The sequence below is a fragment of the Brevundimonas sp. NPDC007368 genome (assembly GCF_042869015.1).
In the GTDB taxonomy this organism is placed as follows: Bacteria; Pseudomonadota; Alphaproteobacteria; order Caulobacterales; family Caulobacteraceae; genus Brevundimonas.
On the sequence record NZ_JBIAFA010000006.1, the window covers coordinates 17590 to 44040 of the forward strand.

Annotated in this window: 22 protein-coding genes; 16 read left to right on the plus strand and 6 right to left on the minus strand. The window is 68.9% G+C overall.

All coding sequences use genetic code 11. The annotated features are described in order from the left end of the window. Window positions 1–70: 70 nt before the first annotated feature. The 6 genes from proB (at window position 71) to ligD (ending at window position 12632) form a co-directional block, all read left to right on the plus strand. The gene (proB, locus tag ACFYLW_RS13565) at window positions 71–1216 is read left to right on the plus strand and encodes a glutamate 5-kinase (RefSeq protein WP_390183204.1); all 1146 of its coding nucleotides are present in this window, start codon (window positions 71–73) and stop codon (window positions 1214–1216) included. Continuing rightward, complete coding sequence (locus tag ACFYLW_RS13570) at window positions 1213–2475, plus strand: glutamate-5-semialdehyde dehydrogenase (protein WP_312064028.1); 1263 nt, start codon at window positions 1213–1215, stop codon at window positions 2473–2475. The genes proB and ACFYLW_RS13570 overlap by 4 nt, the downstream gene beginning before the upstream one ends. A 267-nt stretch (window positions 2476–2742) precedes the next feature. Then, window positions 2743–4176: an NAD(P)-dependent oxidoreductase gene (locus ACFYLW_RS13575; protein ID WP_312064030.1), complete on the plus strand. Its 1434-nt coding sequence runs from the start codon at window positions 2743–2745 to the stop codon at window positions 4174–4176. After that, window positions 4173–8699: a glutamate synthase large subunit gene (gene gltB / locus ACFYLW_RS13580; protein WP_312064032.1), complete on the plus strand. Its 4527-nt coding sequence runs from the start codon at window positions 4173–4175 to the stop codon at window positions 8697–8699. The genes ACFYLW_RS13575 and gltB overlap by 4 nt, the downstream gene beginning before the upstream one ends. Before the next feature lie 44 nt (window positions 8700–8743). Beyond that, a complete protein-coding gene (locus tag ACFYLW_RS13585; protein ID WP_312064034.1) occupies window positions 8744–10069 on the plus strand; it encodes an ammonium transporter in 1326 nt (441 codons plus the stop codon). 55 nt (window positions 10070–10124) lie between these two features. Next, the gene (ligD, locus tag ACFYLW_RS13590) at window positions 10125–12632 is read left to right on the plus strand and encodes a DNA ligase D (RefSeq protein ID WP_312064036.1); all 2508 of its coding nucleotides are present in this window, start codon (window positions 10125–10127) and stop codon (window positions 12630–12632) included. On the opposite strand, the gene ACFYLW_RS13595 is transcribed toward ligD, so the two are convergent. Further along, window positions 12629–13528: a LysR substrate-binding domain-containing protein gene (locus ACFYLW_RS13595; protein ID WP_313471828.1), complete on the minus strand. Its 900-nt coding sequence runs from the start codon at window positions 13526–13528 to the stop codon at window positions 12629–12631. The genes ligD and ACFYLW_RS13595 overlap by 4 nt on opposite strands. Before the next feature lie 100 nt (window positions 13529–13628). Between ACFYLW_RS13595 and ACFYLW_RS13600 the strand changes: the two genes are divergently transcribed. Both ACFYLW_RS13600 and ACFYLW_RS13605 read left to right on the plus strand, forming a co-directional pair. Continuing rightward, window positions 13629–14813: an MFS transporter gene (locus ACFYLW_RS13600; RefSeq protein WP_312064040.1), complete on the plus strand. Its 1185-nt coding sequence runs from the start codon at window positions 13629–13631 to the stop codon at window positions 14811–14813. A 90-nt stretch (window positions 14814–14903) separates the two neighbouring features. Beyond that, window positions 14904–15086 carry a DUF3606 domain-containing protein gene (locus ACFYLW_RS13605; RefSeq protein WP_292084701.1) on the plus strand — a complete coding sequence of 61 codons (183 nt, stop codon included), beginning with the start codon at window positions 14904–14906 and terminating at the stop codon, window positions 15084–15086. Here ACFYLW_RS13605 and ACFYLW_RS13610 read toward each other — a convergent pair whose 3' ends face one another. Further along, window positions 15087–15926 (minus strand): Ku protein, encoded by an 840-nt coding sequence (locus ACFYLW_RS13610; protein ID WP_312064044.1) that lies wholly within the window; start codon window positions 15924–15926, stop codon window positions 15087–15089. 89 nt (window positions 15927–16015) lie between these two features. Here ACFYLW_RS13610 and ACFYLW_RS13615 point away from each other — a divergent pair, with 89 nt between their 5' ends. After that, window positions 16016–16666, plus strand: a complete 651-nt coding sequence (locus ACFYLW_RS13615; RefSeq protein WP_312064046.1) for a DUF1345 domain-containing protein — start codon at window positions 16016–16018, stop codon at window positions 16664–16666. Here ACFYLW_RS13615 and ACFYLW_RS13620 read toward each other — a convergent pair. Continuing rightward, window positions 16663–17037, minus strand: a complete 375-nt coding sequence (locus ACFYLW_RS13620; protein WP_312064047.1) for a helix-turn-helix domain-containing protein — start codon at window positions 17035–17037, stop codon at window positions 16663–16665. The two genes, ACFYLW_RS13615 and ACFYLW_RS13620, sit on opposite strands and share 4 nt — an antisense overlap. 112 nt (window positions 17038–17149) lie before the next feature. Here ACFYLW_RS13620 and ACFYLW_RS13625 point away from each other — a divergent pair, with 112 nt between their 5' ends. After that, entirely contained in the window at window positions 17150–17905 is a 756-nt protein-coding gene (locus ACFYLW_RS13625; protein ID WP_312064049.1) for an SDR family NAD(P)-dependent oxidoreductase, read from the plus strand. A 354-nt stretch (window positions 17906–18259) separates the two neighbouring features. Next, window positions 18260–19729 carry a DEAD/DEAH box helicase gene (locus ACFYLW_RS13630; protein ID WP_312064080.1) on the plus strand — a complete coding sequence of 490 codons (1470 nt, stop codon included), beginning with the start codon at window positions 18260–18262 and terminating at the stop codon, window positions 19727–19729. Window positions 19730–19808: 79 nt separating this feature from the next. On the opposite strand, the gene ACFYLW_RS13635 is transcribed toward ACFYLW_RS13630, so the two are convergent. Together ACFYLW_RS13635 and ACFYLW_RS13640 are read right to left on the minus strand one after the other, a co-directional pair. After that, window positions 19809–21101, minus strand: coding sequence for an OmpP1/FadL family transporter (locus ACFYLW_RS13635; RefSeq protein ID WP_292084696.1), 1293 nt, complete (start codon window positions 21099–21101; stop codon window positions 19809–19811). A gap of 165 nt (window positions 21102–21266) precedes the next feature. Further along, window positions 21267–22040, minus strand: a complete 774-nt coding sequence (locus ACFYLW_RS13640) for a molybdopterin-binding protein (protein WP_313471830.1) — start codon at window positions 22038–22040, stop codon at window positions 21267–21269. A gap of 134 nt (window positions 22041–22174) precedes the next feature. Here ACFYLW_RS13640 and map point away from each other — a divergent pair, with 134 nt between their 5' ends. From map to ACFYLW_RS13665, 5 genes are all read left to right on the plus strand, one after another. Then, complete coding sequence (gene map / locus ACFYLW_RS13645) at window positions 22175–22996, plus strand: type I methionyl aminopeptidase (RefSeq protein WP_312064054.1); 822 nt, start codon at window positions 22175–22177, stop codon at window positions 22994–22996. 138 nt (window positions 22997–23134) lie between these two features. Next, complete coding sequence (gene radC / locus ACFYLW_RS13650) at window positions 23135–23872, plus strand: DNA repair protein RadC (protein WP_313471831.1); 738 nt, start codon at window positions 23135–23137, stop codon at window positions 23870–23872. Next, on the plus strand, window positions 23869–24393 hold the full coding sequence (locus ACFYLW_RS13655) for a GNAT family N-acetyltransferase (RefSeq protein WP_312064057.1): 525 nt from the start codon (window positions 23869–23871) through the stop codon (window positions 24391–24393). The genes radC and ACFYLW_RS13655 overlap by 4 nt, the downstream gene beginning before the upstream one ends. Window positions 24394–24459: 66 nt before the next feature. Next, window positions 24460–24702 carry a BolA family transcriptional regulator gene (locus tag ACFYLW_RS13660; protein WP_292084691.1) on the plus strand — a complete coding sequence of 81 codons (243 nt, stop codon included), beginning with the start codon at window positions 24460–24462 and terminating at the stop codon, window positions 24700–24702. Between the two features lie 3 nt (window positions 24703–24705). After that, a complete protein-coding gene (locus ACFYLW_RS13665) occupies window positions 24706–25623 on the plus strand; it encodes an oxidoreductase (protein ID WP_312064059.1) in 918 nt (305 codons plus the stop codon). On the opposite strand, the gene cysQ is transcribed toward ACFYLW_RS13665, so the two are convergent. After that, the gene (gene cysQ / locus ACFYLW_RS13670) at window positions 25620–26405 is read right to left on the minus strand and encodes a 3'(2'),5'-bisphosphate nucleotidase CysQ (RefSeq protein WP_312064061.1); all 786 of its coding nucleotides are present in this window, start codon (window positions 26403–26405) and stop codon (window positions 25620–25622) included. The genes ACFYLW_RS13665 and cysQ overlap by 4 nt on opposite strands. Window positions 26406–26451 lie beyond the last annotated feature (46 nt).

The window sequence follows — 26451 nt, forward strand, 5'->3', positions numbered from 1 at the left end:
GACCCCGGCCCGATTGATGCTCTAGGGAGAACGGGTGACCGTTCCCGCCGCGCCCTCCCCCGCCGCCGAGATCGCCGCCGAGGCCGCCCCCTCGCCTGCGACAGCGCTGGCCCACGCCCGCCGCCTGGTGGTCAAGATCGGCTCCTCCCTGCTGATCGACGCCGCCACCCGCGCCGTGGCCCGCGACTGGCTGGCCTCCCTGGCCCAGGACATTGCCGACCTGCGCCAGCAAGGCCGCGAAGTCATCGTTGTCTCCTCCGGAGCCGTGGCCCTGGGACGCGGACGCTTGAACACCACGCCCGGACGGCTGCAGGACAAGCAGGCGGCCGCCGCCGTCGGCCAGACCCTCTTGATGCACGCCTGGGAAGAGGCCCTGGCCCCCCACGGCCTGATCACCGCCCAGGTGCTGCTGACCCGCGACGACACCGAGCGCCGCCGCCGCTGGCTCAACGCCCGCGCCACGGTCGAGGCCCTGCTGGCCCACGGCGTCGTCCCCGTCGTCAACGAGAACGACACCGTCGCCACCGAGGAAATCCGCTACGGCGACAACGACCGGCTGGCCGCCCGCGCGGCCCAGTTGGCGCGCGCCGACCTGCTGGTCCTGCTGTCCGACGTGGACGGCCTCTACACCGCCGACCCGCGCCGCGATCCCGAGGCCCGCCATCTGCCCCTGGTCGAGAGCCTCGGCCCCGACATCCTCGGCATGGCCAGCGGCGCCAACGCCGACGCCGGGGTCGGCACCGGCGGCATGGCCACCAAGCTGGCCGCCGCCCAGATCGCCCGCTCGGCCGGCTGCGCCACCGTCATCGCCTCGGGCCTGACGCTGCATCCGCTGAAGGCCGTCGCCGAGGGCGCCCGCGCCACCCTGATCACCGCCCCGGCCACGCCCCTGGCCGCGTGGAAGCAGTGGATCGCCGGCAGCATGGCGCCCGGCGGGTCGCTGACCCTGGACGACGGCGCCGTGCGCGCGCTGCGGTCGGGCAAGAGCCTGCTGCCCTCCGGCGTCGTCGCCGTCAGCGGCGCATTTGAAAAGGGCGAAAGCCTGCGCCTGCTCGACCCGACCGGCGCCGTGGTCGGCGTCGGCCTGGCGGCCTATCCGGCCGATGAAATCGCCCTGATCCGGGGCCGTCATTCCGACGAGATCGAAACCCTGCTGGGCTATCGCGGCCCCTCGGTCGTGATCCACCGCGACGACCTGGTGCTGGAAGCCCGATGACCGACATCAACGCTCTCATGCTGGACATGGGCCGTCGCGCCCGCGCCGCCGCCAACGCCCTGCGCGCAGCGACGCCAACCGCCCGCACCGAGGCCCTGACCCGTCTGGCCGAGGGCCTGCGCGCCGCCGAGGCCGAGATCCTGTCCGCCAACGTCCGCGACATCGAAAACGCCCGCGCCTCCGGCCTGTCCGAGGCCCTGATCGACCGCCTCGCCCTGACGCCCGCGCGCGTCGAGGGCATGGCCGTCGCCGTCGAGACCATCGCCGCCCAGCCCGATCCCGTCGGCGCCGAGATGGCCCGCTGGACCCCCGCCAACGGTCTGGACATCGCCCGCGTCCGCACCCCCATCGGCGTGCTGGGCGTCATCTACGAGAGCCGGCCCAACGTCACCGCCGACGCCGCCGCCCTGTGCCTCCGCTCCGGCAACGCCGCCATTCTGCGCTGCGGCTCGGACTGTCTGGAATCCTCACGCGCCATCGCCGCCGTGGTCGCCCGCGTCGTCACCGGGGCCGGTCTGCCCGCCGACGCGATCCAGCTGGTCCCCGTCCCCGATCGCGAAGCTGTGGGCGCCATCCTGTCGGGGCTTGAGGGCGCCGTCGACCTGATCATCCCGCGCGGCGGCAAGAGCCTGGTCGCCCGGGTTCAGGCCGAAGCGAAAGCCCCCGTCCTGGGCCACCTCGAAGGCCTGTGCCACACCTATCTGGACGCCGCCGCCGACCTCGACGTCGCCCGCCGCGTCGCCGTCAACGCCAAGATGCGCCGCGTCTCGGTCTGCGGCGCCACCGAGACCCTGCTGGTCGATCGCGCCGCCGCCGAGCGGCTGCTGCCCGCCGTCGCCGCTGACCTGATCAAGGCCGGTTGCGAACTGCGCGGCGACGCCGAGACCCGCGCCCTGGTTCCCCAGGCCGCCGAAGCGACCGAGGCCGACTGGACCACCGAATACCTGGCTCCCGTCCTGTCAGTGAAAATCGTCGATGGCGTGAACGGCGCGGTCGAGCACATCCGCCGCTACGGCTCGGGCCACACCGAGGCCATCATCACCACCGACGCCGAGGTCGCCGAACGCTTCGTGGGCGGCGTCGACAGCGCCATCGTCCTGATCAACGCCTCGACCCAGTTCGCCGACGGCGGTGAGTTCGGCTTCGGCGGCGAGATCGGCATCTCGACCTCCAAGCTGCACGCGCGCGGCCCCGTCGGCGCTGAACAGCTGACCACCTACAAGTACGTCGTGCGCGGTCAGGGTCAGACCCGACCCTGAGCCTTCCCCCCCCCCCCGGAGAGCGCCACAGCCCTCCCCGGAATGACGCAAGGCCGCCTGAAACCAACATTTTCCCCAAGGCGATGCCCGCAGGGGCCGCGCCCATCGCGTCCGCACCCGCGAAAACATGCTGCGTCGCACACCACAGCCAGGTGATAAATTCCGCAAATTTAGATTTGAAAGCCCATTAATGCCTATGCATATAAAATTTTAGCTTCACTTCGGAAAATATTTGCGCTCTCGCCGCAGGATTCGCTTAATGAGCAGATGCAAAAAGGTGGACGTTCCAACCCCGGTGGTTTTCTGATCGAGCAGCGTCGGCTGGAGAAACAGCCCGCTGATCTGCGCGTACGCGCCTTTACGGAGATCACGCTCAAACCGACCGCCGACAGCGGGACGGTCCAGGCGTCGCGCTGCACCGACTGCGGCGTGCCCTTCTGCCAGAACGCCTGCCCGCTGCAGAACAACATCCCCGACTGGCTGGCCCTGTCGGCCGACGGCGACCTGCGCGAGGCCTGGCGCGTCGCCTCGGCAACCTCGACCATGCCGGAAATCTGCGGCCGCATCTGTCCTCAGGACCGCCTGTGCGAGGGCGCCTGCACCCTGCAACAATCCGGCTGGGACGGCGTCACCATCGGCTCGGTCGAGGCCTGGATCGCCGACACGGCCTTCGACAACGGCTGGGTCGAGCCCATCCGCCCCCTGGCCGACCGCGGCCAGAGCGTCGCCATCGTCGGCTCAGGTCCCGCCGGTCTGGCCGCCGCCGACCGCCTGCGCAGCGAAGGCTACGCCGTCACGGTCTATGACCGTCACGACCGCGCCGGCGGCCTGCTGACCTACGGCATCCCCGGCTTCAAGCTGGAGAAGCGCATCGTCCAGCGCCGCATCGACCGCCTGGTCGAGGGCGGGGTCCAGTTCGTGCTGAGCACCAACGTCGGCGTCGACGTGTCGATGGACGAGCTGCGGTCGCGCCATGACGCCGTCCTGCTGGCCATGGGCGTCTATCAGGCCCGCACCCTCGCCGTGCCCGGTCGCGGTCCGAATGACACCGTCGCCGCCCTCGACTTCCTGATCGCCCAGAACCGCGTCGACTGCGGCGACGCTGCTGATGCGTCCGCGCCTCATGCGGCGGGTCGCGACGTGGTCGTCGTCGGCGGCGGCGACACGGCCATGGACTGCGTCCGCACGGCTATCCGCCAGGGCGCCAACAGCGTCGTCTGCCTCTATCGCCGCGACCGCGAGAACATGCCCGGCTCGGCCCGCGAGGTGCAGAACGCCGAGGAGGAAGGCGTCCGTTTCGAATGGCTGGGCGCGCCCAAGGCCCTGATGTCGAAAGGCGAGGCCGTCACCGCCGTCCGCGCCCAGCGCATGGCCCTGACGGAAGCCGCCCCCGGCCAGCGTCGCGACATCGCCTCTGTGGCCGGCTCGGACTTCGACCTGCCCGCCGACCTGGTGATCGAGGCCCTCGGCTTTGAGCCCGAGGCCTTCGCCGAACAACTCGACGCCGGCCTCGGCCTGACCAAATGGAACACCCTGCAGGTGGCGCGTGGCGGTTTCGCCACCACCCTGCCCGGCGTGTTCGCCGCCGGGGACGCCGTGCGCGGCGCCTCTCTCGTCGTCTGGGCCGTGCGCGACGGCCAGGACGCCGCAGCCGAAATCGACCGCTACCTGCGCGCGCGTACCGAGGAAGCCGCGGCATGACCGACGCATCGCAACAGAACTGGCTGGCCCAGTACGAAGAGAACCGCGCCCGCCTGATCGAAGGGGGGGCCTATGATCCGGCATCGGAACGCGACGCCTGCGGCGTGGGTCTGGTCTGCGCCATCGACGGCAAGCCGCGCCGCGAAATCGTCGAGATGGCGATCAAGTCGCTGAAGGCCGTGGCCCACCGTGGGGCGGTCGACGCCGACGGCCTGTCCGGCGACGGCGCCGGCGTCATGATCGAGCTGCCCCAGGCCTTCTTCGCCGCCCAGGTGCGCGCCGTCGGCCAGACCCTGCGCCCCGGCCCCATCGCCGTGGGTCAGGTCTTCCTGCCCCGCACCGACCTGGGCGCCCAGGACCACGCCCGCGCCATCGTCGAGGCCGAGGCCATCCGCTCGGGCTTCTACATCTACGGCTGGCGCCAGACGCCGCTGGATTTGTCGGTCGTCGGCGTGCGCGCCGACGCCACCCGGCCCGAGATCGAACAGATCATGCTGGCCGCCCCCGAAGGCATGGAGATCGAGGAGCTGGAGCGCGAGCTCTTCCTGTGTCGCCGCCGCATCGAAAAGGCGGTGCAGGCGTCGGGCCTGAACGGCTTCTACCTGTGTTCGCTGTCGGCCCGCTCCATCGTCTACAAGGGCATGGTCCGCGCCGAGCTGCTGGGCCAGCTGTATCACGACCTGAACGACCCCACGGTCGAGGCCGGCTACGCCGTCTTCCACCAGCGCTACTCGACCAACACCTTCCCCGAATGGAAGCTGGCCCAGCCCTTCCGCATGCTGGCCCACAACGGCGAGATCAATACGCTTCAGGGCAACCTGAACTGGATGCGCGCCCACGAGATCCGCATGGCGGCCTCGGCCTTTGGCGACCGCGATCAGGAGGTCAAGCCGGTGGTCCAGCCGGGCGGCTCGGACTCGGCGGCTCTGGACAATGTCTTCGAGGTTCTGGTCCGCGCCGGGCGTCCCGCCCCCCTGGCCAAGGCCCTGCTGGTGCCCGAGGCCTGGTCCTCGGACGACGTGGTGATGAAGCCCGAACACCGCGCCCTCTACGCCTATTGCAACGCGGTGATGGAGCCGTGGGACGGTCCCGCCGCCCTGTGCGCCGTCGATGGCCGCTGGGTCGTGGCGGGCAAGGACCGCAACGGCCTGCGCCCCCTGCGCGCCGTCGAGACCGTGGACGGCCTGCTGCTGGCGGGCTCCGAAGCCGGCCTGGTCCCCCTGCCCGAGGGCCGCATCAAGCGCCGTCTGCACATCGGCCCCGGCAAGTTGATCGCCGTCGATCTGAAGCATGGCCGCATCTATGACGAGCATGAGGCCGTCGACGCCCTGGCCGCCGCCCAGCCCTATTCGGACTGGCTGGAGAACATGGTCGATCTGGAGCCCATCATCGGCCCCGGCCCCGAGCCGCGCGCCGCCGTCGGCGAGGCCCTGATCCGTCGCCAGATCGCCGCCGGCTTCAGCCGCGAGGATCTGGACCTGCTGCTGGACGCCCTGGTCCGCGACGGCAAGGAGGCGGTCGGCTCCATGGGCGACGACGCCCCGCCGGCCGTCCTGTCCAGCCTGCCTCGCCCCCTGGCCCACTACTTCCGCCAGAACTTCTCCCAGGTCACCAACCCGCCCATCGATCCCCTGCGCGAAGCCGGGGCCATGAGCCTGAAGACCCGCTTCAAGAACCTGGGCAACATCCTGGCCCAGGACGAGGCCCAGACCGAGGTCTTCGTGCTGGACAGCCCGGTCCTGACCACCGGCATGTATCAGCGCCTGCTGGGCGTCGTCGCAGACGGCTCGACCACGGTGATCGACTGCACCTATCCGGTCCCCGCTGAAGGCGATCGCCCCGGCGCCGGCCTGCGTCAGGCGCTGGACCGCATCCGAGACGAAGCTGAGGCCGCCGCGCGCGAGGGCGCCACCCTGATCGTCCTGACCGACGAGCACGCCTCGGCCGAGCGCCTGGCCGCGCCCATGATCCTGGCTGTCGCCGGAACCCACGGCCGCCTGATCGAAGCCGGCCTGCGCACCTATTGCTCGCTGGTCGTGCGCTCCGCCGAGACTCTGGACCCGCACGCCTTCGCCGTTCTGGTCGGGGTCGGCGCCACCGCCGTCAACCCGTGGCTGGCGCAGGAACTGTTCCAGGAGCGTCTGGATCGCGGGGCCTATCCCGGCCTGACGCTCCACGACGCCTGCCTCAACTACAAGCACGGCATCGAGGCGGGCCTGCTGAAGGTGCTGGCGCGCAAGGGCATCAGCATCATCTCCGCCTATCGCGGCGGCTGCGAGTTCGAGGTTCTGGGCCTGTCGCGGGCCCTGGCCGCCGAGTTCTTCCCCGGCGCCCCGTCGCGCATCTCCGGCATCGGCCTGGCCGGTCTGGAGCAGGCGGCGCTCAAGCGCCATGCCCTGGCCTTCGGCGCGGCAGTCCCCTCTCCGTCGATGGGCGGCTTCTTCCGCATCCGTGCGGGCGGAGAGGCCCACGCCCATGACGCCAGGACCATCCACCTCTTGCAGGACGCGGTGAATCGCGGCGACTACAAGCGCTTCAAGCAGTACTCCGCCGCCGTTCGCGAGCAGCCGGATCTGGCCCTGCGCGACCTGCTGGACTTCAAGGACGGCCTGACCCCGGTGCAACTGCATGAGGTCGAGAGCGTCTCGGACATCCGCCGCCGCTTCCTGTCTCAGGCCATGTCGCTCGGCGCCCTGTCGCCCGAGGCGCATGAGACCCTGAATATCGCCATGAACCGGATGGGCGCGCGCGCCGTGTCCGGCGAGGGCGGCGAAGACCCGGCGCGTTACGTGCCGCGCCCGAACGGCGACAACGCCAACTCGGCGGTCAAGCAGGTGGCCTCGGGCCGCTTCGGCGTCACCGCCGAATACCTGAACCAGTGCCGCGAGATCGAGATCAAGGTGGCCCAGGGCGCCAAGCCCGGCGAGGGCGGCCAGCTGCCCGGCTTCAAGGTCACTGAATTCATCGGCCGGATGCGCCACGCCGTTCCGGGCACGACCCTGATCAGCCCACCGCCGCACCACGACATCTATTCGATCGAGGACCTGGCCCAGCTGATCTACGACCTGAAGGCGATCAATCCCGACGCCAAGGTCACGGTCAAGCTGGTCTCGGCCACAGGCATCGGCGCCATTGCCTCCGGGGTCGCCAAGGCCAAGGCCGACGCCATCCTGATCGCCGGCCACAACGGCGGCACGGGCGCCTCGCCCCAGACCTCCGTCAAGCATGCAGGCATGCCGTGGGAGATCGGTCTGGCCGAGGCGCACCAGGTCCTCAGCCTGAACCACCTGCGGTCCTCGGTGTCCTTGCGCTCCGACGGCGGCATCCGCACCGGCCGCGACGTGGTCCTGGCCGCCCTGCTGGGCGCCGAGGAATACGGCATCGGCACCTCGGGCCTGATCGCCATGGGCTGTCTGATGGTGCGTCAGTGCCACTCCAACACCTGCCCGGTCGGCGTCTGTTCGCAAGACGAGCGCCTGCGCGCCAAGTTCACCGGCACGCCGGAAAAGGTGGTCAACCTCTTCACCTTCATCGCCGAAGAGGTGCGCGAAATCCTGGCCTCGATCGGCGCCCGCACCATCGACGAGATTGTGGGCCGCACCGACCTGCTGCGTCAGACCCGGCGCGGCGGCTCGCATCTGGACGACCTGGACCTCAACCCCCTGCTGATGAAGGTCGACGTCGACCGGCCCGGCCGCTGGGCCGACAAGGTGCGCAAGCCCGTCCCCGAGAGCCTGGACGCTCAGGTGCTGAAGGACGCCGCTCCCTTCCTCGAGCGCGGCCAGACGCTGGAGCTGTCCTATCCGCTGAACAACACCCAGCGCACCGCCGGCGCCGGCGTCTCCTCGGCCATCGTCCGCAAGTTCGGCCCTCAGGGTCCGCAAGGCCGTCTGAAGCTGAAGCTGGAAGGCATCGCCGGTCAGAGCTTCGGCGCCTTCGGGGCCAAGGGCCTGATCCTCGACGTCACCGGCGAGGTCAACGACTACGTCGGCAAGGGCCTGTCCGGCGCCGACATCCATGTCCGTCCCCATGAGTGGCGCGCCGATCAGCAGGTCTGCGGCAACACCACCCTCTATGGCGCCACCTCGGGCCGTCTGTTCGTGGCGGGCGCGGCGGGTGAACGCTTCGCCGTCCGCAACTCCGGCGCCGAGGCCGTGGTCGAGGGTCTAGGCGCGCACGGCTGCGAATACATGACCGGCGGCCGCGTCGTTGTTCTGGGATCGGTCGGCTGGAACCTGGCCGCGGGCATGAGCGGCGGCGAGCTGTTCGTGCTCGACGCCGACGGCCGCGCGGCTCAGGCCCTGAACGGCGATCTGGCCGGCATCGGCCGCATCGACGCCGACGCCGAGGCCCGGTTGAAGGCCCTGATCGAGGCCCACGCCGCCGCCACCGCCTCGCCCCTGGCCCGACGCATCCTGGCCGACTGGTCCCAGTTCGCACCGCGCTTCGTCCGCATCGCGCCCAAGACCGTCCTCGCCGCCGAGGCCGCTGAGACCGACGTCAGGCTGGCCCAACCGGCCTGACGTCGCCCTCCCCTTTTCGCCCGCGTCTTCTCCCCGAGACCTTCATGACACCACCGACGATCACCAAGGCCGCAGCATTCTGTTGCGGCCTTTTCGCCTTTGCGTTCGCGGCGCCCGCCTTCGCCGCGCCGCCGAACCTGCTCGCGCATCAGGTCGCGCTGGCGCTGGACGGTCCCGGCACGGCCTGGATCCTGACCTCGACGGCCCTGGTGCTGATGATGACCCTGCCGGGTCTGGCCCTCTTCTACGGCGGCATGGTGCGCAAGAAGAACCTGATCGCCACCATCGCCCATTCCACGGCGGCCATGGCCATCGTCACCGTCCTGTGGTTCGTCGCCGGCTACACCCTGTCCTTCGGCACCGTCGACGGCCCCGCCAACGACTTCATCGGCAGTCTTCAGGCCCTCTTCCTCAACGGCGTGGGGGTGAAGACCGCCCACGCCCTGACCCCCGGCCTGCCCGAGTTCCTGTGGGTCAGCTATCAGCTGACCTTCGCCATCATTACTCCGGCCCTGATCGCGGGCGCCTTCGCCGAGCGGATCAAGTTCTCGGCCAGCGTCCTCTTCTTCACCCTGTGGCACCTGATCGTCTATGCGCCGATCTGCCATCAGGTCTGGGGCGGCGGCTGGATGGGCGAACTGGGCGTGCTCGACTTCGCGGGCGGGGCCGTGGTCCACGTCAATGCGGGCGTGGCCGGTCTGGTCTGCGCCATCGTGCTCGGCCCGCGCCACGGCTGGGGTCGCGACAACATGGCCCCGCACAACCTGGCCTTCACCGCCATCGGCACCGGCCTGCTGTTCGTCGGCTGGATGGGCTTCAACGGCGGCTCGGCGGCCGGCGCCAATGAGATCGCCGCCGTCGCCGTCTTCAACACCCTGCTGGCCCCCGCCGCCGCCGCCGTCGGCTGGATCGCGGTCGAGTGGACGCTGAAGAAGAAGCCGACCCTTCTGGGCCTCCTGACCGGCGTGGTCGCCGGCCTCGTCGCCATCACCCCCGCCGCCGGCTTCGTCGACCCCAAGGGGGCCTTCCTGATCGGTCTGATCTCGGGTCCGGTCGCCTATATCGGCGCGGTCTGGCTGAAGCACAAACTCAAGTACGATGACAGCCTCGACGCCTTCGGCGTGCACGGCGTCGCGGGGATCGCGGGCGCCCTGCTGACCGGGGTCTTCGCCAACGCCGCGATCAACCCCCTCGCCGAAGGCGCCACGGTCTGGAAACAGGCCATCGGCCTGGGCGGCGCCATGGTCTGGAGCGCCGTCGGCACCTTCGTCGTGTTGATGATCTGCAAATACACCGTCGGCCTGCGCGTCGAGAAGGAGGCCGAGATCGAGGGCCTCGACTACAGCCAGCACGGCGAGGCCATGCACTGACGAGCGGGCGGCGTGGGTCGATGAAGCCTTCGCCGCCCCTCTGCGTTCCCACCGGATGACCGCGCGCGGCGAGCTCGACACCTATCAGGCCAAACGGAACTTCGGCGTCACGCCGGAGCCGAAGGGCCGCAAGGCGAAAGCCCGCCAGACCGGCCTGCGCTATCTGATCCAGCGCCATGCCGCCTCGCACCTGCACTACGACTTCCGCATCGAGCACGACGGGGTGCTCAAGTCCTGGGCCGTGACCAAGGCCCCGTCCCGCGATCCCGCCATCAAGCGGCTGGCGGTCGAGGTCGAGGACCATCCCCTCGACTACGGCGGCTTCGAGGGGACTATCCCGGCCGGGAACTATGGCGCGGGCACGGTGCAGTTGTGGGACGTCGGCGAATGGACGCCCCAGGACCCCGATCTGGACGCGGCCTTCGCCAAGGGCGTGATCAAGCTGACCCTCGACGGCGAGCGGCTGAAGGGCGGCTGGGCCCTGGTCCGGCTGAAGTCGGATCGCGGCAAACCCTCCAAGCGCCCGAACTGGCTGTTGCTCAAGGAGAAGGACGCCTACGCCGTCGACGGCGAAGGCGACGCCCTGGCCGAGATCGACGCCTCGGTCGTCAGCGGGCGCAGCCTGGCCGAGATCGCCGAAGGTCATACCGAATGGACATCGTCCAAACCCGCCGCCCGCAAGACGGCGCCCAAGCCCGCCGTCTCTCCCAAACCCCTCGCCAAGCCCCGCGCCTTCGTGCCGATCCAGCTGTGCCAGGTCGCCGAACGTCCGCTTTCGACGCCCGGCTGGGTGCATGAAATCAAGTTCGACGGCTATCGGATTCAGGTCGCGACCGGCGGCGGGCGAGCGTCCCTGCGCACTCGCAAGGGCCTGGACTGGACCGACCGATTTCCCGAACTGGCCGACGACGCCGCCCATTGGCCCGACGCCGTGGTCGATGGCGAACTGTGCGCCCTGGATGAGGACGCCATGCCGGACTTCTCGGCGCTGCAAACCGCCATCGCCGAGGGCGACACGGGCCGTCTGGTCTACTTTGCCTTCGACCTGCTGTTCGACGGGGCCGAAGACCTGCGCCCACTGCCGCTGTCGCACCGCAAGGCGCGGCTGCAGGCCTGGTGCGACCGCGTGACGAAATCTCATGGAGCGCGTCTGCGCTACGCCGACCATTTCGTCGCCAAAGGTCAGGCCGTTCTGGAAGGCGCCTGCCGCATTGGGCTGGAGGGCGTCATCTCCAAGAAGCTGGACGCCCCCTATCGCGCCGGCCGCTCGGCGACCTGGATCAAATCCAAATGCCGGGGTCGCGACGAGGTGGTGATCGGCGGCTGGTCCTCCGAGGACGGAAGCCGCTTTCGCTCCCTGCTGGTCGGGGTGAAGGCGAAGGGCGGCCTGCGCTACCTGGGCCGCGTCGGCACGGGCTATTCCGCCGCCTTGACCAAGACCCTTCTGCCCGCGCTGAAAGCCGCCGCCGCCGAGCGCTCGCCCTTCGTCGCCCCGCCCGAGGCGGAGGATCAGTTGCACTGGGTCACCCCCGTCCTCGTCGCCGAGATCGAACACGCCGGCTATTCCAAGGATGGCCTCCTGCGTCAGGCCGCCTTCAAGGGCCTGCGCGAAGACAAGGCCCCCGCCGATGTGACCGCCCCGCCCCAACCGCCCGCCGCCAAAGCCGGTAAGCTGACCGTCGCAGGCGTGAGCATCACCCACCCCGACAAGATCCTGTGGCCCGCGACCGACGACCACGCCGCCGTCAGCAAGGCCGATCTGATCGCCTATTACGAGGCCGTGGCCGAGCGCCTTCTGCCCCATGTGCTTGACCGGCCAGTCTCCATCATCCGCGCCCCAGACGGCATCGAAGGCGAACGCTTCTTCCAGCGCCACGCCCTGGCGGGCCGACATCCGGGCCTGACGGCGATCGACGTCGGCGAAGGCAAACCCTACCTCGCCGTCACCGACCTAAGCGGCCTGATCGCCGTGGGTCAGTCAGGCGGGCTGGAACTGCATCCCTGGGGCTGCAAGCCCGGCGATCCCGAGACGCCGGATCAGATCACCTTCGATCTTGATCCCGACGAGGGCCTCGACTTCGACGCCGTCGTCGTCGCCGCCAACATGCTGAAACCTCGCCTCGAGGCCCTGGGCCTGACGCCCTTCGTGAAGACCACCGGCGGCAGGGGCCTGCACGTCGTGGTCCCGATCAGGGCCGACGCTCGCAGCAGCATCGACTGGGACGCCGCCAAGGCCTTCGCCAAGACCCTGTGCGAAGCGATGAAGGCCGACCATCCCGACCGCTTCACCACCACCCTGGCCAAGAAGGCGCGGGGCGGGAAGATCTTCCTCGACTATCTGCGCAACGGCCGCGCCGCCACCGCCGTCGCCCCCTGGTCGCCCCGCGCCCGGCCCGGGGCCGGGATCGCCTGCCCCCTGTCCTGGAATCAGGTGAAGCCGGGGCTCGACCCGAAGGCCTTCAACCTGTCGTCGGCCGTCGACCTGTTGCAGGCGCCCGATCCGTGGGCGGAGTTCCGCGCCTCGGCGGCGTCGCTGAAACCCGCACTGCGGAGGCTCGGCTAGGTCTGCAGACGCTCGGCCAGGAAGTCGACGAAGACCCGCACCCGCGCCGGGGTGTTGGGCCCGCCGATGAAGACGGCGTGGGTGTTCTCCACATCGCCGGGATTGAAGTCCTCCAGCAGGGGGATCAGCCGACCGGCGGCGATGTCATCCGCCACGCTGAAGGCGCCGACCCGGGTGATCCCCACCCCGTCAGCCGCAAGCTGGCCCAGGGTTTCACCATTATTGGCCTCTAGGCTTCCCCGCACCGTCAGGCGGAATTCATGCCCGTCGCGCACGAACGGCCAGACCGGCTCTGCCCGACGAAAGTTGAAATTCAGGCAGTTGTGGGCGTGCAGGTCCTCGGGGACGACCGGCGTTCCCCGACGGACCAGATAGGCGGGCGAGGCCACGATGACCCGCCGTGTCTGGCTGATCTTTTTCGCCGTCAGGCCGCTGTCTTCCAAGGGGCCCGAACGGACGCCCACGTCCGCCTGCCCGGCGGCGATGTCCACCACCGCGTCGGTCAGGTTGATATCGACCAGGATGTGCGGATAGAGGGCTGTGAAATCGCCCAGCAGCGGCACGACGTGCAGACGCCCGTGCGACTGGGACACGCTGACCCGCAGCCGCCCGCGCGGCGCGCCTTGGTCGGCGATGGCCTGCTCGGCATCGTCCAGATCGGTCAGGATGCGTCGCGCCGCCTGCAGATAGGCCTCGCCCTCCGCCGTCAGGGTCAGGCTGCGCGTGGTGCGGATCACCAGCCGCACACCCAACCGGGCCTCGGTCCGCGCCACCGTGCGACTGACGGCCGAGGGCGTCAGCTTCAACGCGCGCGCCGCGCCGGAGAAGCTCCCCGCTCGCGCCGCCGCCTCGAATACCGCCAGCTCGCCTGCGCGATTGACCTCGATGTCGGCCATTCGTGCCTCCAGAGCAAAGATGTTTGACCTCACCCAGCCCTACTCCCTGCACCTCGCTCGCGCCACCTGTCCGCTCGAAACAGGACAGGCCTCCCCTCTTATGAAACTCAATCCTCCCCTTCTCGCGCTGGCGGTCGGCGCCTTCGGCATCGGCGTCACCGAGTTCGCGCCCATGGGCATGCTGCCCGTCATCGCCGGCGACCTGGGCGTCTCCATTCCGGCGGCGGGTCTGCTGGTCAGCGCCTACGCCTTCGGGGTCCTGATCGGCGCGCCGCTGATGACCCTGACCACCGGCCGCGTGCCGCGCCGAACCCTGCTGATCGGCCTGATGGGAATCTTCACCTTGGGCAACCTGCTGTCGGCCATAGCCCCGGAATACTGGAGCCTGATGGCGGCGCGGGTCGTGACCTCGTTCAACCACGGCGCCTTCTTCGGCGTCGGCTCCATCGTCGCAGCCAGCGTGGTGGCGCCGAACCGGCGCGCGGGCGCGGTGGCGGCCATGTTCATGGGTCTGACCATCGCCAACATCACCGGCGTGCCCCTGGCCGCCTGGGCCGGCGAGACCCTGGGCTGGCGCGCCTCCTTCTGGGGCATCGCCGGTCTCGGCGCCCTGGCCATGATCGCCCTGCGCCTGACCCTGCCGCATGGCCGGGTCGAGGCCTCGGCCGACGGCGGCGCCATGAAGGCCGAACTGGCGGTGCTGAAACGCGGCCCCGTTCTGGCCGCCCTGGCCCTGACCGTGATCGGCTCCAGCGCCATGTTCACCGTCTTCACCTACATCGCCCCGATCCTGAAGGAACAGACCCTGGCCTCCAGCGCCTTCGTCACCGCCATGCTGGTCGTCTATGGCGTCGGCCTGACCGTGGGCAACTGGCTGGGCGGCCGCTTCGCCGACCGCTCGGTGGACCGCACCCTGATCGTCACGCTCGGCGCGCTCGCCGCCCTGCTGGTCCTGTTCGCCGTTATCATGCCGTGGCAGGCGCCCGCCGCCGTGGTCATCTTCCTGTGGGGCGTGGCCAGCTTCGCCCTGGTGCCGCCGCTGCAGATGCGGGTCATGACGGCCGCCGCCGACGCGCCCAACCTGGCCTCGGCCATGAACATCGGCGCCTTCAACCTGGGCAACGCCATCGGCGCAGCCCAGGGCGGAGCGGTCATCGGCCTCAACCTCGGCTACCCGGCCGTGGCCCTGGCCGGGGCGGCGATGGCAGCCTCGGGTCTGGTCCTGGTCCTGCTGCTGGTCCGGCGCGAGGCCCGCGAGGCGACGGCGGCTCCCGCCCGCTGCTAGTTCAAAAGACCGGCCTCTTCTTCACCCGAAGGAGGGGCCGCTTCGCCGCTTTGGTGCTAGGCTTGATCTTTGCGATCAAGGAACACCCTCATGGCGGGCCTCAAGGACAAGCGCGGCTTTATCGACAAGGACCGACTGGACCTGTCCGAACGTCAGGCCGTCGAATACTGGATGAAGCGCTGGGGCGTGACCCGCGACCAGATCGTCACCGCCCACCGCAAAGTCGGCCGCATGACCAAGGACATCGCCGCCGAACTGGGCAAGAAACGCTAGTCAGCCGATCTTCTTTTTCGGCGCGGCCTTCCTGGCGGCAGGCTTGGCCGGAGCCGCCTTGGAGGCCGCCCCCTTCAAACTCGCTTTTAGCGCCGCCATCAGGTCGATGACATTGGTGTCGTCCGGCTCGGGGGCCGAGACCACGCCCTTTCCGCCCTTCTGCTTGGCCGCGATCATCTCGCGCAGGGCTTCGTCGTAGCGATCATGGAAGCGGGTCGGATCAAACGCCGCCTCCTTCTGGCCGATGATCCGGGCGGCGATCTCGACCATGTCGGGGTCGGCCTTCGCCTCCGGGATGTCGTCGAAGAAGTCGTCGGCGTCGCGCACCTCGTCGTGGGCGCGCAGGGTGTAGGCGACCAGCCCCTTGCCGTGGACCTCCAGCGCCAGTTGCCGCTCCTTGCCGCGCAGCACCAGTTGCCCCAGGGCGATCTTGCCCGCCGTCTTCATCGCCTCGCGGATCACGGCGAAGGCTTCAACCCCGACGCCCTTCTCCGGCACCACATAGAAGGGGTCGTCCCAATACAGACGGTCGATGTCGCTCTCGTCGACGAACTGGTCGATGGAAATGGTCTTGGTGCTTTCCAGCCTCACCTTGTCGAAGTCGGCGTCGTCGAACAGGACGTACTCGTCCTTCGACACCTCATAGCCCTTGACCAGATCCGACCGCTCGACCGGTCCGGTGTCGGGGTCGGTCGTCACCATGCGGATGCGGTTGTTGGTCGCCGGGTTGATCAGGTGAAAGCGCACGTCGGCGGCGCTGCTGGTCGCCGTGTAGAGGGCGACCGGACAGGTCACCAGCGACAGCTTCAGATGCCCCTGCCAAGTCGGTCGCGCGGCCATGATCCGGTCCTCCAGCCCGCTTCAACGGGTGCGGCGCGGATTCGTTCAGGCCTCTGGCCCCGGCCGAAGAACCGCGCAATCATCCGTCCATGACCTGGACCGTCCGCCTGTTCCGTCTGCACGCCGCCCTGTGGCTGGGGCTGGCGGTGCTGGGCGCGGTCATCGCCCTGACGCCCGGCGTCCGGGACTGGCCGACGCGGATCGCGGCGGGATGGGGCGCGGGCGCCGCCGCCTTTCTGCCCCTGACCTTCGCGCGACTGATGCGCGCCCGCTCGGTCGAGGCCATTCGCAAGCGCGCCGCCGAACTGGATCAGGCCGGCGGCGCGGTCCTGCCCCTCAGCCTGCTGGCGGCGGCCGCCAGCGTCTTCATCATCGTCATGGAGGCGGCCGACGGCGGCAAGCCGTCGGCGGCGGCCTTTTTCTCGATCGTCGTCATCGCCCTCTCCTGGCTGTTCGTCCATGTCATCTTCACCCTGCATTACGCGCATGAGTTCTACGCGCCCGCCGACACGGGAAAGGGCGACCGCCAGGGACTGATCTTCCCCGGCGAGGACGACGCCGACTACTGGGATTTTCTGCACTTCGCCCTGATCATCGGCGTCGCCAGCCAGACCGCCGACATCCAGATCAGCAGCCAGAAGCTGCGCCGGATCGCCACCCTGCACAGCCTGGTCGCCTTCCTGTTCAACACGGTGATCCTGGCCCTGGCGGTCAATATGGCCGTGAGCCTGCTGGGCTAGCCCGTCGCCTTGCGCTCATCAAAGGCCAGCCTCGCCGCCTCGATACGATCCAGGTTCTTCTCCGCCCAGGTCCAGACCCCGCAGAAGGCTTCGGCCAGGGTCACGCCAAGATCGGTCAGCCGGTATTCGACGCGCGGCGGGATGACCGGATGCACGGTCCGCACCACCAGGCCGTCGCGCTCCATCTGCCTCAGGGTCTGGGTCAACATCTTCTGACTGATGCCGCCGACCCGTTCGCCCAGGCGGGTGAAGCGCTGCTCCCCGTGCTGCTCCAGCACCTCCAGGATCAACATGGTCCACTTGTCCGCCACACGGCCGATCACCTCGTTGACCAAGGCCTCAACGCGCGGATCGAGCGGATAGTGCGTCATATCCAAATCTTCCCATCCGGTAAGTATGGCTGTTTCCGGTGCCTACTTTCTAACGGAGAGCATAGACCATAGCTGAGCCCCGGCGTGAATGCGCACGCCGAAGGAGCCTGAAATGAAGATCACCGGCAACACCATCCTGATCACCGGCGGCGGCAGCGGCATCGGCCGCGCCCTGGCCGAAAGCCTGCACGCGCGCGGAAACCGCATCATCATCACCGGCCGCCGTGAGGCGCCGCTGAAGGCCGTCGCCGCCGCCAACCCCGGCATGGCCTGGGCGACGCTGGACATGGAAGACGCCGCCGCCATCCGCGCCTTCGCCGACCGGATCGTGCGGGACCACCCCGACCTCAACGTCGTCGTCAACAACGCCGGGATCATGCAGCCCGAGGACCTGACCGCCGAGCCCTTCTCGCTGGAGACGGCTGAGACCACCATCGCCACCAACCTGCTGGGCCCGATCCGGCTGACCATGGCCCTGCTGCCGCATCTGCGCCGCCGCCCGGCCTCGACCGTGATCACGGTCACCTCCGGCCTCGCCTTCATCCCCTTGGCCGCCACTCCGACCTACAACGCCACCAAGGCGGCTATCCATTCCTGGACCCAGTCCCTGCGCACCCAACTGGCTGGCGCCTCGGTCGAGGTGCTGGAACTGGCCCCGCCGGCGGTCGCCACAGACCTCATGCCCGGCCACGCCGAAAACCCCGCCTCCATGCCCTTGGCCGACTATACGGCCGAGGTGATCGGCCTGATCGAGCGTGGCGAAACCCCGCGCGGCGAGATCCTGGTTGAGCGGGTCAAACCCTTGCGCCGCGCCGAGATCGACGGGCGCTATGAACAGATCTACGCTGCTCTGAACGGCCATACCTGAGCCTGAAAAAGTCAAGGCCGCGCCCGCGCCGCCTTGACTTGGCCGCTATTGAGGCCCATCTGCGCTGCACCGCACAATCGCGGTATCCGGTTTCCTGCAACGCGTGTGGGCCTTCCTCCCCGAAGACCTGATTGCAGACGCAGCCGGCCAGACCTCAGAGTCATTACGTCGTCCGGACACGCGGGGCGGCGCCCGATCCACCCCGACGGCTTCATTCCGAAGCTCTATCGGGACTGGCGGTGCGTCTTCCTTGTTGCGTGCGGTCAGAAGGCTTCGCCTTCTCGACCCGACGCACGCGGGATGCGCACTTCCGCAAGCGAAAGACGCTCCGTGAGCAACACCACCTTTGAATCCATGGGCCTGAACAAGGCCATCCTTCAGGCCCTGGCCGCGACCGGCTATGAAAAGCCGACGCCGATCCAGGCCAAGGCCATTCCCGACGTCATGGCCGGCAAGGACCTGCTGGGCATAGCCCAGACCGGCACCGGCAAGACGGCCGCCTTCGCCCTGCCGATCCTGCATCGCCTGGCCGAGAACCGCATCCCGCCGCGCCCGCGCACCACGCGCGCTCTGATCCTGAGCCCGACGCGCGAACTGGCCACCCAGATCGGCGAGAGCTTCAAGCAGTACGGCGCCCATCTGGGCTTCCGCGTCGCCGTCATCTTCGGCGGCGTGAAGTACGGCGGCCAGGAACGCGCCCTTCAGCAGGGCCTGGACGTTCTGGTGGCCGCCCCCGGCCGCCTGCTGGACCACATCCAGCAAAAGACCCTGGACCTGTCGACCTGTGAGATCTTCGTCCTGGACGAGGCCGACCAGATGCTGGACCTGGGCTTCATCAAGCCCATCCGTCAGATCGTCAGCCGCATCCCGGCCAAGCGTCAAAACCTCTTCTTCTCGGCCACCATGCCGTCGGAGATCGGCAAGCTGGCCGGCGAACTGCTGAAGGATCCGGTCAAGGTCCAGGTCACGCCGCAGTCGACCACGGTCGAGCGCATCAAGCAGTCGGTCATCCATATCGAACAGGGCCGCAAGCGCGCCCTGCTGACCGAGCTGTTCAGCGACCCCGCCTATACGCGTTGCCTGGTCTTCACCAAGACCAAGCACGGCGCCGACAAGGTCGCGGCCTATCTGGAAGCCGGCGGCGTCGAAGCCGGCGCCATCCACGGCAACAAGAGCCAACCCCAACGTGAGCGCGCCCTTGAGGCCTTCAAGAACGGCAAGCTGCGCGTCCTGGTCGCCACCGACATCGCCGCGCGCGGCATCGACGTCGACAAGGTCACCCATGTGGTGAACTTCGAACTGCCCTATGTGCCGGAAGCCTATGTCCACCGCATCGGCCGTACGGCCCGCGCGGGCAAGGACGGCACCGCCATCAGCTTCGTCGCCGGCGACGAGATGAAGCTGCTGAAGGACATTGAGAAGGTCACGCGCCAGAAGATCCCGGCCGTGGATCGCCGCAACGACAAGGCCCTGGCCCAGCTGGACGCCTCGATCATGGCGGCAGGCGTGGCCAAGAAGGCGACCCTGCCCGAGCGCGAAGGTCGTGAAGGCCGCGGCGGCGGCGAAGGCCGCAATCGTCCTCGCAACCCGCGTCGCGACGGCGTCAAGCCGGAGGGCGGCGGTCAGCCGCACCGCCAGCGCAAGGGCGGCCGCGACCGCACCCACCACGCCGAGCGTCCGGCCGCCGTCTATGATCCGATGGCGGGTGAACGTCCCAAATCGTCGCCGCGCGCCCAGCCGGCGGCCGAGCCCAAGCCGGTCGGCGAGATGAAGCGCCGCCCCCGTCGTCGCCCGTCGAACGGCGGCAAGGGCTACAGCGCCTAGGATCGTCCGATCCGAAGCCAAAGAAAAAGGGCGGCTCCCGCAAGGGAGCCGCCCTTTCCATGTCAGCCTGGGGCCGGGATCAGAAGGCCCAGCGCGCGCCCAGCGAGGCGACCAGGGCCGAACCCTCGGCCGTGCCGCGCAGGTGCGACGTCGTCGCCGCCGGAGTGCCGGCGTAGAAGGTGCGGTCGTCATAGATGTCTGAGTCGCTGAAGGCGATGTAGGTCAGACCCGCGTCGAAGGTCACGCCCTTGTTCACCTCGGTCGAGGCGCCGACCGAGACCAGCAGACGGTCGGCGTCGGGGATGCGGGCCGTGCGCAGGCTGTCGCGGGTCGGGGTCGGATCATAGCCGACGCCGGCGCGCAGGGTGGTCTTGTCGCTGTAGGCGTAATCCAGGCCGATGGCGCCGGTGGTCACGTCCTTGTAGTTCTGATGGATGGAGTCGCCGCCGTTCGGATATTCGACGTTGATGGCGTCGAACTCGGACCAGCCGATGCGGTTGACCTGGGCGTTCAGGGTCAGCTTGTCGTTGACGGCGTAACGCACCGAGGCCGAGGCGAACCACGGGGTGTTGAAGCTGGCCATGCCGCCGGTCGAGACGCTGTTGGGCGCCAAGGGGCCGGTCAGGACGATGTTCACGTCGCCGTCCAGTTCATGCTCGATGGCCGAGCGATAGGACAGGCCGAAGTCCCACGCGCCCTTGTGCACCTGGGCGCCGACGTTCCATCCGAAATCCCATCCGTCGCCTTCCAGCGAGGACGAGCCGTCCGGCAGCAGGGGCGAGACCGACGGCATGGCCGAGGTCAGCTTGGCCTTGACGTACTGGGCGTTCAGGCCGGCGCCGAGGTCCAGCCAGTCGTTGACCTGATAGGCCACGGTCAGGCTGGCGTCGCCCGAGCGCAGTTCCGAGGTCAGGGCGTCATAGCGGGCGAACGAACCCGGCTCGTATTTGGTGGTGAAGTTGTAGGGCGCGGCCACCGAGACGCCGACGGCGAAGCGGTCGCCGATCGGGGTGGCGAAGGCGAAGTTGGGCACCAGGCCGCTTTCGATCGGATCCACCTCGGTGTTGCGCGGGTCGCGCACCGGCACGTTCACGCCGCCCGGATAGGTGACGTAGGAGCCGGCGTTCTTCACTTCGGAGTCGATGCGGATGGCGTGCATGCCGAACGACAGCTCGCGCCCGCTGCGGGCGATGGCGGCGGGGTTCCACCACATCGAGCCGGTGCCGCGATCGGCGGCTTCGCCCGAGAAGGCGCGACCGGCGCCGCGCACCGACTGCTCCTGAAGATAGAAGGAGCCGGCGAAGGCCGGGGCCGCCACGGAGGCCATGAGGACAGCGAGGCCGCCGATGCGAGCCGTGTTCCTGGGGGTCATACTGTTTCACCTATGTAAGTCCGCCCGTTCTTACTGGTGAACGGGTCGTTTTTCGGGGAGAGGCGCCACGCTATCAGCCACAGCGCTCGTGTCATGAAAGCGTTGCGCCTGAGACTCCTCTCGGACCGCAAATCGTCGAAACCGTGGCGACTTTGTCGCACAATTCTACACCTGAGACGGTGACGTTACGGCAAGATTAATTCCCAAATAACGCAGTTCGCGAGAAAGATCGTGTTCCGCAAGGTCAACTTTCGCTTCATCACGACCACGGATCACCAGCTCGATTCCGACCGGTCCGTCGCCGCCCAAGCCGAAGGGATAGCTGCCGAACGACAGGTCCGGACGAGCCTCCGCGGCGGCCCTCAGAACCTCGGCGACGACCCCCTCGCCGACGCCTTCGACCCGGATCGTCCTGGCATGGACCACGGCCCCCGTGCGCAGACGCGGGACCACGTCCTGCAGCATGGCCTCCATGATCTTCGGCACGCCGGCCATGACGAAGACATTGCCGATCTGGAACCCCGGCGCATCCGTCACCGGATTGGCGATCAGCGTCCCGCCGTCAGGAATGCGCGCCATGCGCCGGCGCGCGGCGTTGAACTCGCCAGGTCCGTAGCGTCGCTCCAGAACGGCCACGGCGTCAGGGTGCTCGTTCACCGGCACGCCGAAGGCGGCCCCGACGGCGTCGGCGGTAATGTCGTCATGGGTCGGACCAATGCCGCCCGTCGTGAACACGTAGTCATAGGTCGCGCGCAGGGCGTTCAACGCCTCCACGATCTGCGATTGCCGGTCGCCGACCGTGCGCGCCTCCATCAGGTCGATCCCCAAGGCCGCCAGAAATCGGGCCATGGTGTTCAGGTTGGCGTCCCGCGTCCGACCGGACAGGATTTCATCCCCGATAATCAGAACGGCGGCGGTGGGGGCGGCTTGATCGGTCATGATCTGCAGATAGGCGCCGCCTTCCGCCGCGTCATCGTCTCCGCCTGACGGGGTTGAGCTTTTGTGCTAGTCTCGCCATCTGACGTCTAAGAAACAGCCGCCCTCCCTTTCGTCGCGGCGCCCGAAAGCAGATCATGTACGAGACCCCCGACCTGGATACCGACGCCTTCGTCCGCAGCCATGAAATCCGCATCCATGACGCGGAGGCCTTCGAGGGCATGCGCAAGGCCGGACGTCTGGTGGCCGAGGCTCTGGACATGATCGGCGAACACGTGAAGCCCGGCGTCACCACCGGCGAACTGGACGATCTGGTGCGCGAGTTCACCCTGGCGCGCGGCGGCGTCCCCGCCTGCCTCGGCTACAAGGGCTACACCCGGACGATCTGCACCTCGATCAACCACGTCGTCTGCCACGGCATTCCCGGCGACAAGGTTCTGAAGGAAGGCGACATCGTCAACATCGACCACACCGTCATCGTCGACGGCTGGCATGGCGACTCGAGCCGCATGTATCCGGTCGGCGAGATCAACGCCCGGTCCAAGAAGCTTATCGACGTCACCTATGAGGCGCTGGAGCTGGGCCTGGCCCAGGTCAAGCCCGGCGCCACCTTCGGCGACATCGGCTACGCCATCCAGAAATTCGTCGAGGCCCAGCGCATGAGCGTGGTGCGCGACTTCTGCGGTCACGGCATCGGCCGCGTCTTCCACGACAGCCCCAATGTCCTGCACTATGGCCGCCGCGGCGAGGGCGCCGTGCTGAAGCCCGGCATGTTCTTCACCGTCGAGCCGATGGTGAACCTGGGCAAGCCGGCGGTGAAGGTGCTGTCCGACGGCTGGACCGCCGTGACCCGCGACAAGTCCCTGTCGGCCCAGTGCGAGCACACCATTGGCGTGACCGAGGACGGCCTGGAAATCTTCTCGGCCTCGCCGAAGGGCCTGTTCCGCCCGAAATTCTAGACCCCGCTCATCCCCGCGGAGGCGGGGACCCAGAGCTTTGGCCCCGCAATCCAGCGCTTGATCCCTGCGACGGACAAGTTAGCGTCCGGTCCCAGGACTGGGTCCCCGCCTCCGCGGGGATGAGCGGATGGGGGCATCGTGTCCGACGGCGTCGCGGGAGCAATTCCAAAGCAGGCCAAGCCGCACCACGCCGGTCATCGCGAACGGCTGCGCGACCGCGCGCGGAGCGCCGGCATCCACCATCTGCCCGACTATGAACTGCTGGAACTCTTCCTGTTCCGCAGCCAGCCCCAGGGCGACGTCAAACCCATCGCCAAGGCCCTGCTGACGCGGTTCGGCTCACTGGCGGCGGTCCTGGCGGCTTCGGTCGAGGACTTGATGACCGTCCGCGCAGAGGACTCGCGCGGCCGCTCCAAGGGCGTCGGCGCCGAGACCGCCCTGGACCTGGCCGCCCTGCATGAGGTCTCGCGCCGCGTGGCCAAGGAGGAAGCCAACAAGCGCACCGTCATCTCGTCCTGGACGGCCCTGCTGGCCTATGTCCGCCTGTCGCTGCAGCACGAGCCGCGCGAGCAGTTCCGCGTCCTCTACCTCGACAAGAAGAACCAGTTGATCCTCGACGAGATCCAGAACCGGGGCACGGTCGACCACGCCCCCGTCTATCCGCGTGAGGTGGTGCGCCGCGCGCTGGAGCTGTCGGCCAGCGCCATGATCATCGTCCACAATCACCCGTCCGGCGACCCCACCCCCAGCCGCGCCGACATCGACATGACGAGACAGGTGATCGAGGCCGCGCGCTCGCTCGCTGTCCAGGTCCACGACCACCTCATCGTCGGCCGCGAAGGCGTGGCCAGCTTCAAGCAACTGGGTTTGATGTGACCATCCTGACCACCGACCGCCTGACCCTGACGCCTGTCGCCGTCGGCGACATGGACGATCTGATCCCGCTCTGGGCCAACGCCGACTTCACCCGCCACATCATGGGGCGCGGCCTGTCGGAGGAAGAGGTCTGGTTCCGGCTGTTGCGCGATATCGGCCACTGGCAGGCCAAGGGGTACGGCAACTGGTCGATCCGCGAGACGGATACGGGCGCCTATGTCGGCAGCGTCGGGGTGCTGGACTATCGCCGCGAGATGACGCCGCCGTTCGACGCGCCGGAACTGGGCTGGGGCGTGGCCCCCGCCTTTCAGGGTCAAGGCCTGGCGCTCGAAGCCCTGCAGGCGGCCCTGACCTGGACCGACGCCTATCGGCTGGAGCCGCGCACCGTCTGCATGATCTCGCCCGACAACGCCCCCTCGGTGAAGCTGGCGGAGCGCGTCGGCTACCGCCCCTATGCCGAAGCCGACTACAAGGACTCGCGCGTCACCCTGTTTGAACGACCCCGCGCGGTTGCGGGCTGACAGACGGCGCAGACCTCTCTAGGTTTTACAGTTCAGATCCGATCTTCCGGTTTCGAGAGTAGCTTCATGCCCATGTCCGTCGACGTCCTTCGCGCCCATCTGGTCGAGGCCTTCCCCGATGCGGACATCGCCATCGAGGACCTGGCCGGCGACGGCGACCACTATCGCGCCCGGATCGTCTCAGCGGCTTTCAAGGGCCTGCCGCGTGTGCGCCAGCACCAGTTGGTCTACGGCGCGTTGAAGGGTCAGATGGGCGGCGAGTTGCACGCCCTCGCGCTGGAGACCTCCGCTCCTGCCGAGGCGGGCTGACCCATGCGCTATCGTCCGTTCGGCGGCACCGGCGCGGCGGTCTCGAACCTGACCCTCAGCCTCGGGCATGAGGCCCTGGGGCGGGGACGCGCGGCCCTCAGCGAGCTGATCTTCACCGCGCTCGAAGCAGGGGTGAACAGCTATCACCTCGAGAACGCCGACCCGGTCCTGGCCGAGATCGTCGGCGAGGCCCTGGGCCACGTCGAGCGGCGGCTGGTCTGCGTCGGCGTCACCCTGGGCGTCGGCGACGGCCGCAAAAAGGGCTTCCGCGACTTCTCGGCCGAGGGTCTGAGCGGCGCCATCGACCAGGCTCTGCACGCCTCGGGTCTGGGCTGGTTCGACGTGGCCGTGCTGGACGAACCCGCCGACGACGAACTGCCCCAGGCTTCGCTGATCGTGCTCAAGGCCCAGCGCAAGGCCGGTCACGTCAGGTTGCTCGGCGTATCCGGCGACGCGCCCGTGATGGACGTCTACGTCTCGACCGGGGCCTTCGACGTTCTCTACACCCCCTTCCACGCCAATGTGGAATGGCGCATCCGCTCGCGGATGCGAGCCGCGCGCGAACGCGACATGGCGGTCTTCACCTACGACTACTTCCCTGAAAGCCTGTCGACCGAACGCAAGGCGGCGGGCGCGGGCGCAGCGCCCAAGAAGAAGGGCCTGTTCGGCTTCGGCGCCAAGCCCGTCGATCCGGGCCTGGCCAACGCCGGCTCCTTCGCCTTCCTGCACCAGACGCCGAACTGGAAGGCCGAGGAAATCTGCCTGGCCTTCACCCTGACCGACCCGGCCATCGCCAGCGTCATGGTGGATGCCGTCAATCCAGAGCGGATGGAGGCTCTGGCGGCCGTTCCTGAGCGCGATCTGCCGCCCGGCCTGTCAGCCCAGATCGAGATGGCGCGCGTGGGCTCGGCGGCGGCTTAGCCGCCCACAGCGACGAACGGCCCGTTGAGGAAGCCCGGCTTGCGATAGGCCAACCGCGCCCCGTCCGCCCCCAGGACGCGGCCCCCGGCCGCTTCCAGCACCGCCTGCCCGGCGGCCGTATCCCATTCGGATGTCGGCCCGGTGCGCGGATAGGCGTCGAAACGGCCCTCGGCGATGAGGCAGAACTTCAACGACGAGTCCGTGCCCTGCCACCGGCTGCAGCCGTGACGCGCGGCCAGCCGCGCCGCATCATCGTCGGTCATGCTGTGGCTCAGCAAGGCGACGCCTTCGGCCGGACGGTCGCGCACCTTGATCGGCCGCCAGGCCTCGCCGAAGGCGCGGCGCACGGCCCCCTTGCCCGGTGTGGTCGAGGCCCAGGTCACCCCCGTGGCTGGGGCCGTCACCACGCCCGCGACAGGGGCGTCGCCGCGCATCAGGGCGATGTTGACGGTGAAGCTCTCGCGGCCCTGGACAAAGCCCTTGGTGCCGTCCAGCGGGTCGATGAGCCAGAACCACTCGCCGACCGAGGTCGGGACGCCGTCGGCGGCGGAGGCTTCCTCGGCCACAGCCTCGACCTCGGGCCAGCGCTCGGCCAGCCGCTTCAGGATCAGGGCCTCGGCGGCGCGGTCCGCCTCGGTCACCGGGCTGGCGTCGGACTTGGTCTCGACCGCCGTGTCGGCCCGCCAGTACGGCAGGATCAGACGCGCAGCCTCCTCGGCGATGTCGGCGATGGTCTCGGCGAGGGCGCCGGAAGCGAGGTCGGTCTCAAGAGCGTGCGTCATGTCTTCGCCTCGATAGCCCATGCGACCGGTTTCAAGAACCGGCAAA

Excerpts from the sequence above, each read along its gene's own strand:
- ACFYLW_RS13570 (WP_312064028.1), top strand. The coding sequence starts at position 1,213 with ATGACCGACATCAACGCTCTCATGCTGGACATGGGCCGTCGCGCCCGC.
- ACFYLW_RS13575 (WP_312064030.1), top strand. The coding sequence starts at position 2,743 with ATGCAAAAAGGTGGACGTTCCAACCCCGGTGGTTTTCTGATCGAGCAG.
- gltB (WP_312064032.1), top strand. The coding sequence starts at position 4,173 with ATGACCGACGCATCGCAACAGAACTGGCTGGCCCAGTACGAAGAGAAC.
- ACFYLW_RS13585 (WP_312064034.1), top strand. The coding sequence starts at position 8,744 with ATGACACCACCGACGATCACCAAGGCCGCAGCATTCTGTTGCGGCCTT.
- ligD (WP_312064036.1), top strand. The coding sequence starts at position 10,125 with ATGACCGCGCGCGGCGAGCTCGACACCTATCAGGCCAAACGGAACTTC.
- ACFYLW_RS13595 (WP_313471828.1), bottom strand. The coding sequence starts at position 13,528 with ATGGCCGACATCGAGGTCAATCGCGCAGGCGAGCTGGCGGTATTCGAG.
- ACFYLW_RS13600 (WP_312064040.1), top strand. The coding sequence starts at position 13,629 with ATGAAACTCAATCCTCCCCTTCTCGCGCTGGCGGTCGGCGCCTTCGGC.
- ACFYLW_RS13605 (WP_292084701.1), top strand. The coding sequence starts at position 14,904 with ATGGCGGGCCTCAAGGACAAGCGCGGCTTTATCGACAAGGACCGACTG.
- ACFYLW_RS13610 (WP_312064044.1), bottom strand. The coding sequence starts at position 15,926 with ATGGCCGCGCGACCGACTTGGCAGGGGCATCTGAAGCTGTCGCTGGTG.
- ACFYLW_RS13615 (WP_312064046.1), top strand. The coding sequence starts at position 16,016 with ATGACCTGGACCGTCCGCCTGTTCCGTCTGCACGCCGCCCTGTGGCTG.
- ACFYLW_RS13620 (WP_312064047.1), bottom strand. The coding sequence starts at position 17,037 with ATGACGCACTATCCGCTCGATCCGCGCGTTGAGGCCTTGGTCAACGAG.
- ACFYLW_RS13625 (WP_312064049.1), top strand. The coding sequence starts at position 17,150 with ATGAAGATCACCGGCAACACCATCCTGATCACCGGCGGCGGCAGCGGC.
- ACFYLW_RS13630 (WP_312064080.1), top strand. The coding sequence starts at position 18,260 with ATGGGCCTGAACAAGGCCATCCTTCAGGCCCTGGCCGCGACCGGCTAT.
- ACFYLW_RS13635 (WP_292084696.1), bottom strand. The coding sequence starts at position 21,101 with ATGACCCCCAGGAACACGGCTCGCATCGGCGGCCTCGCTGTCCTCATG.
- ACFYLW_RS13640 (WP_313471830.1), bottom strand. The coding sequence starts at position 22,040 with ATGACCGATCAAGCCGCCCCCACCGCCGCCGTTCTGATTATCGGGGAT.
- map (WP_312064054.1), top strand. The coding sequence starts at position 22,175 with ATGTACGAGACCCCCGACCTGGATACCGACGCCTTCGTCCGCAGCCAT.
- ACFYLW_RS13660 (WP_292084691.1), top strand. The coding sequence starts at position 24,460 with ATGCCCATGTCCGTCGACGTCCTTCGCGCCCATCTGGTCGAGGCCTTC.
- ACFYLW_RS13665 (WP_312064059.1), top strand. The coding sequence starts at position 24,706 with ATGCGCTATCGTCCGTTCGGCGGCACCGGCGCGGCGGTCTCGAACCTG.
- cysQ (WP_312064061.1), bottom strand. The coding sequence starts at position 26,405 with ATGACGCACGCTCTTGAGACCGACCTCGCTTCCGGCGCCCTCGCCGAG.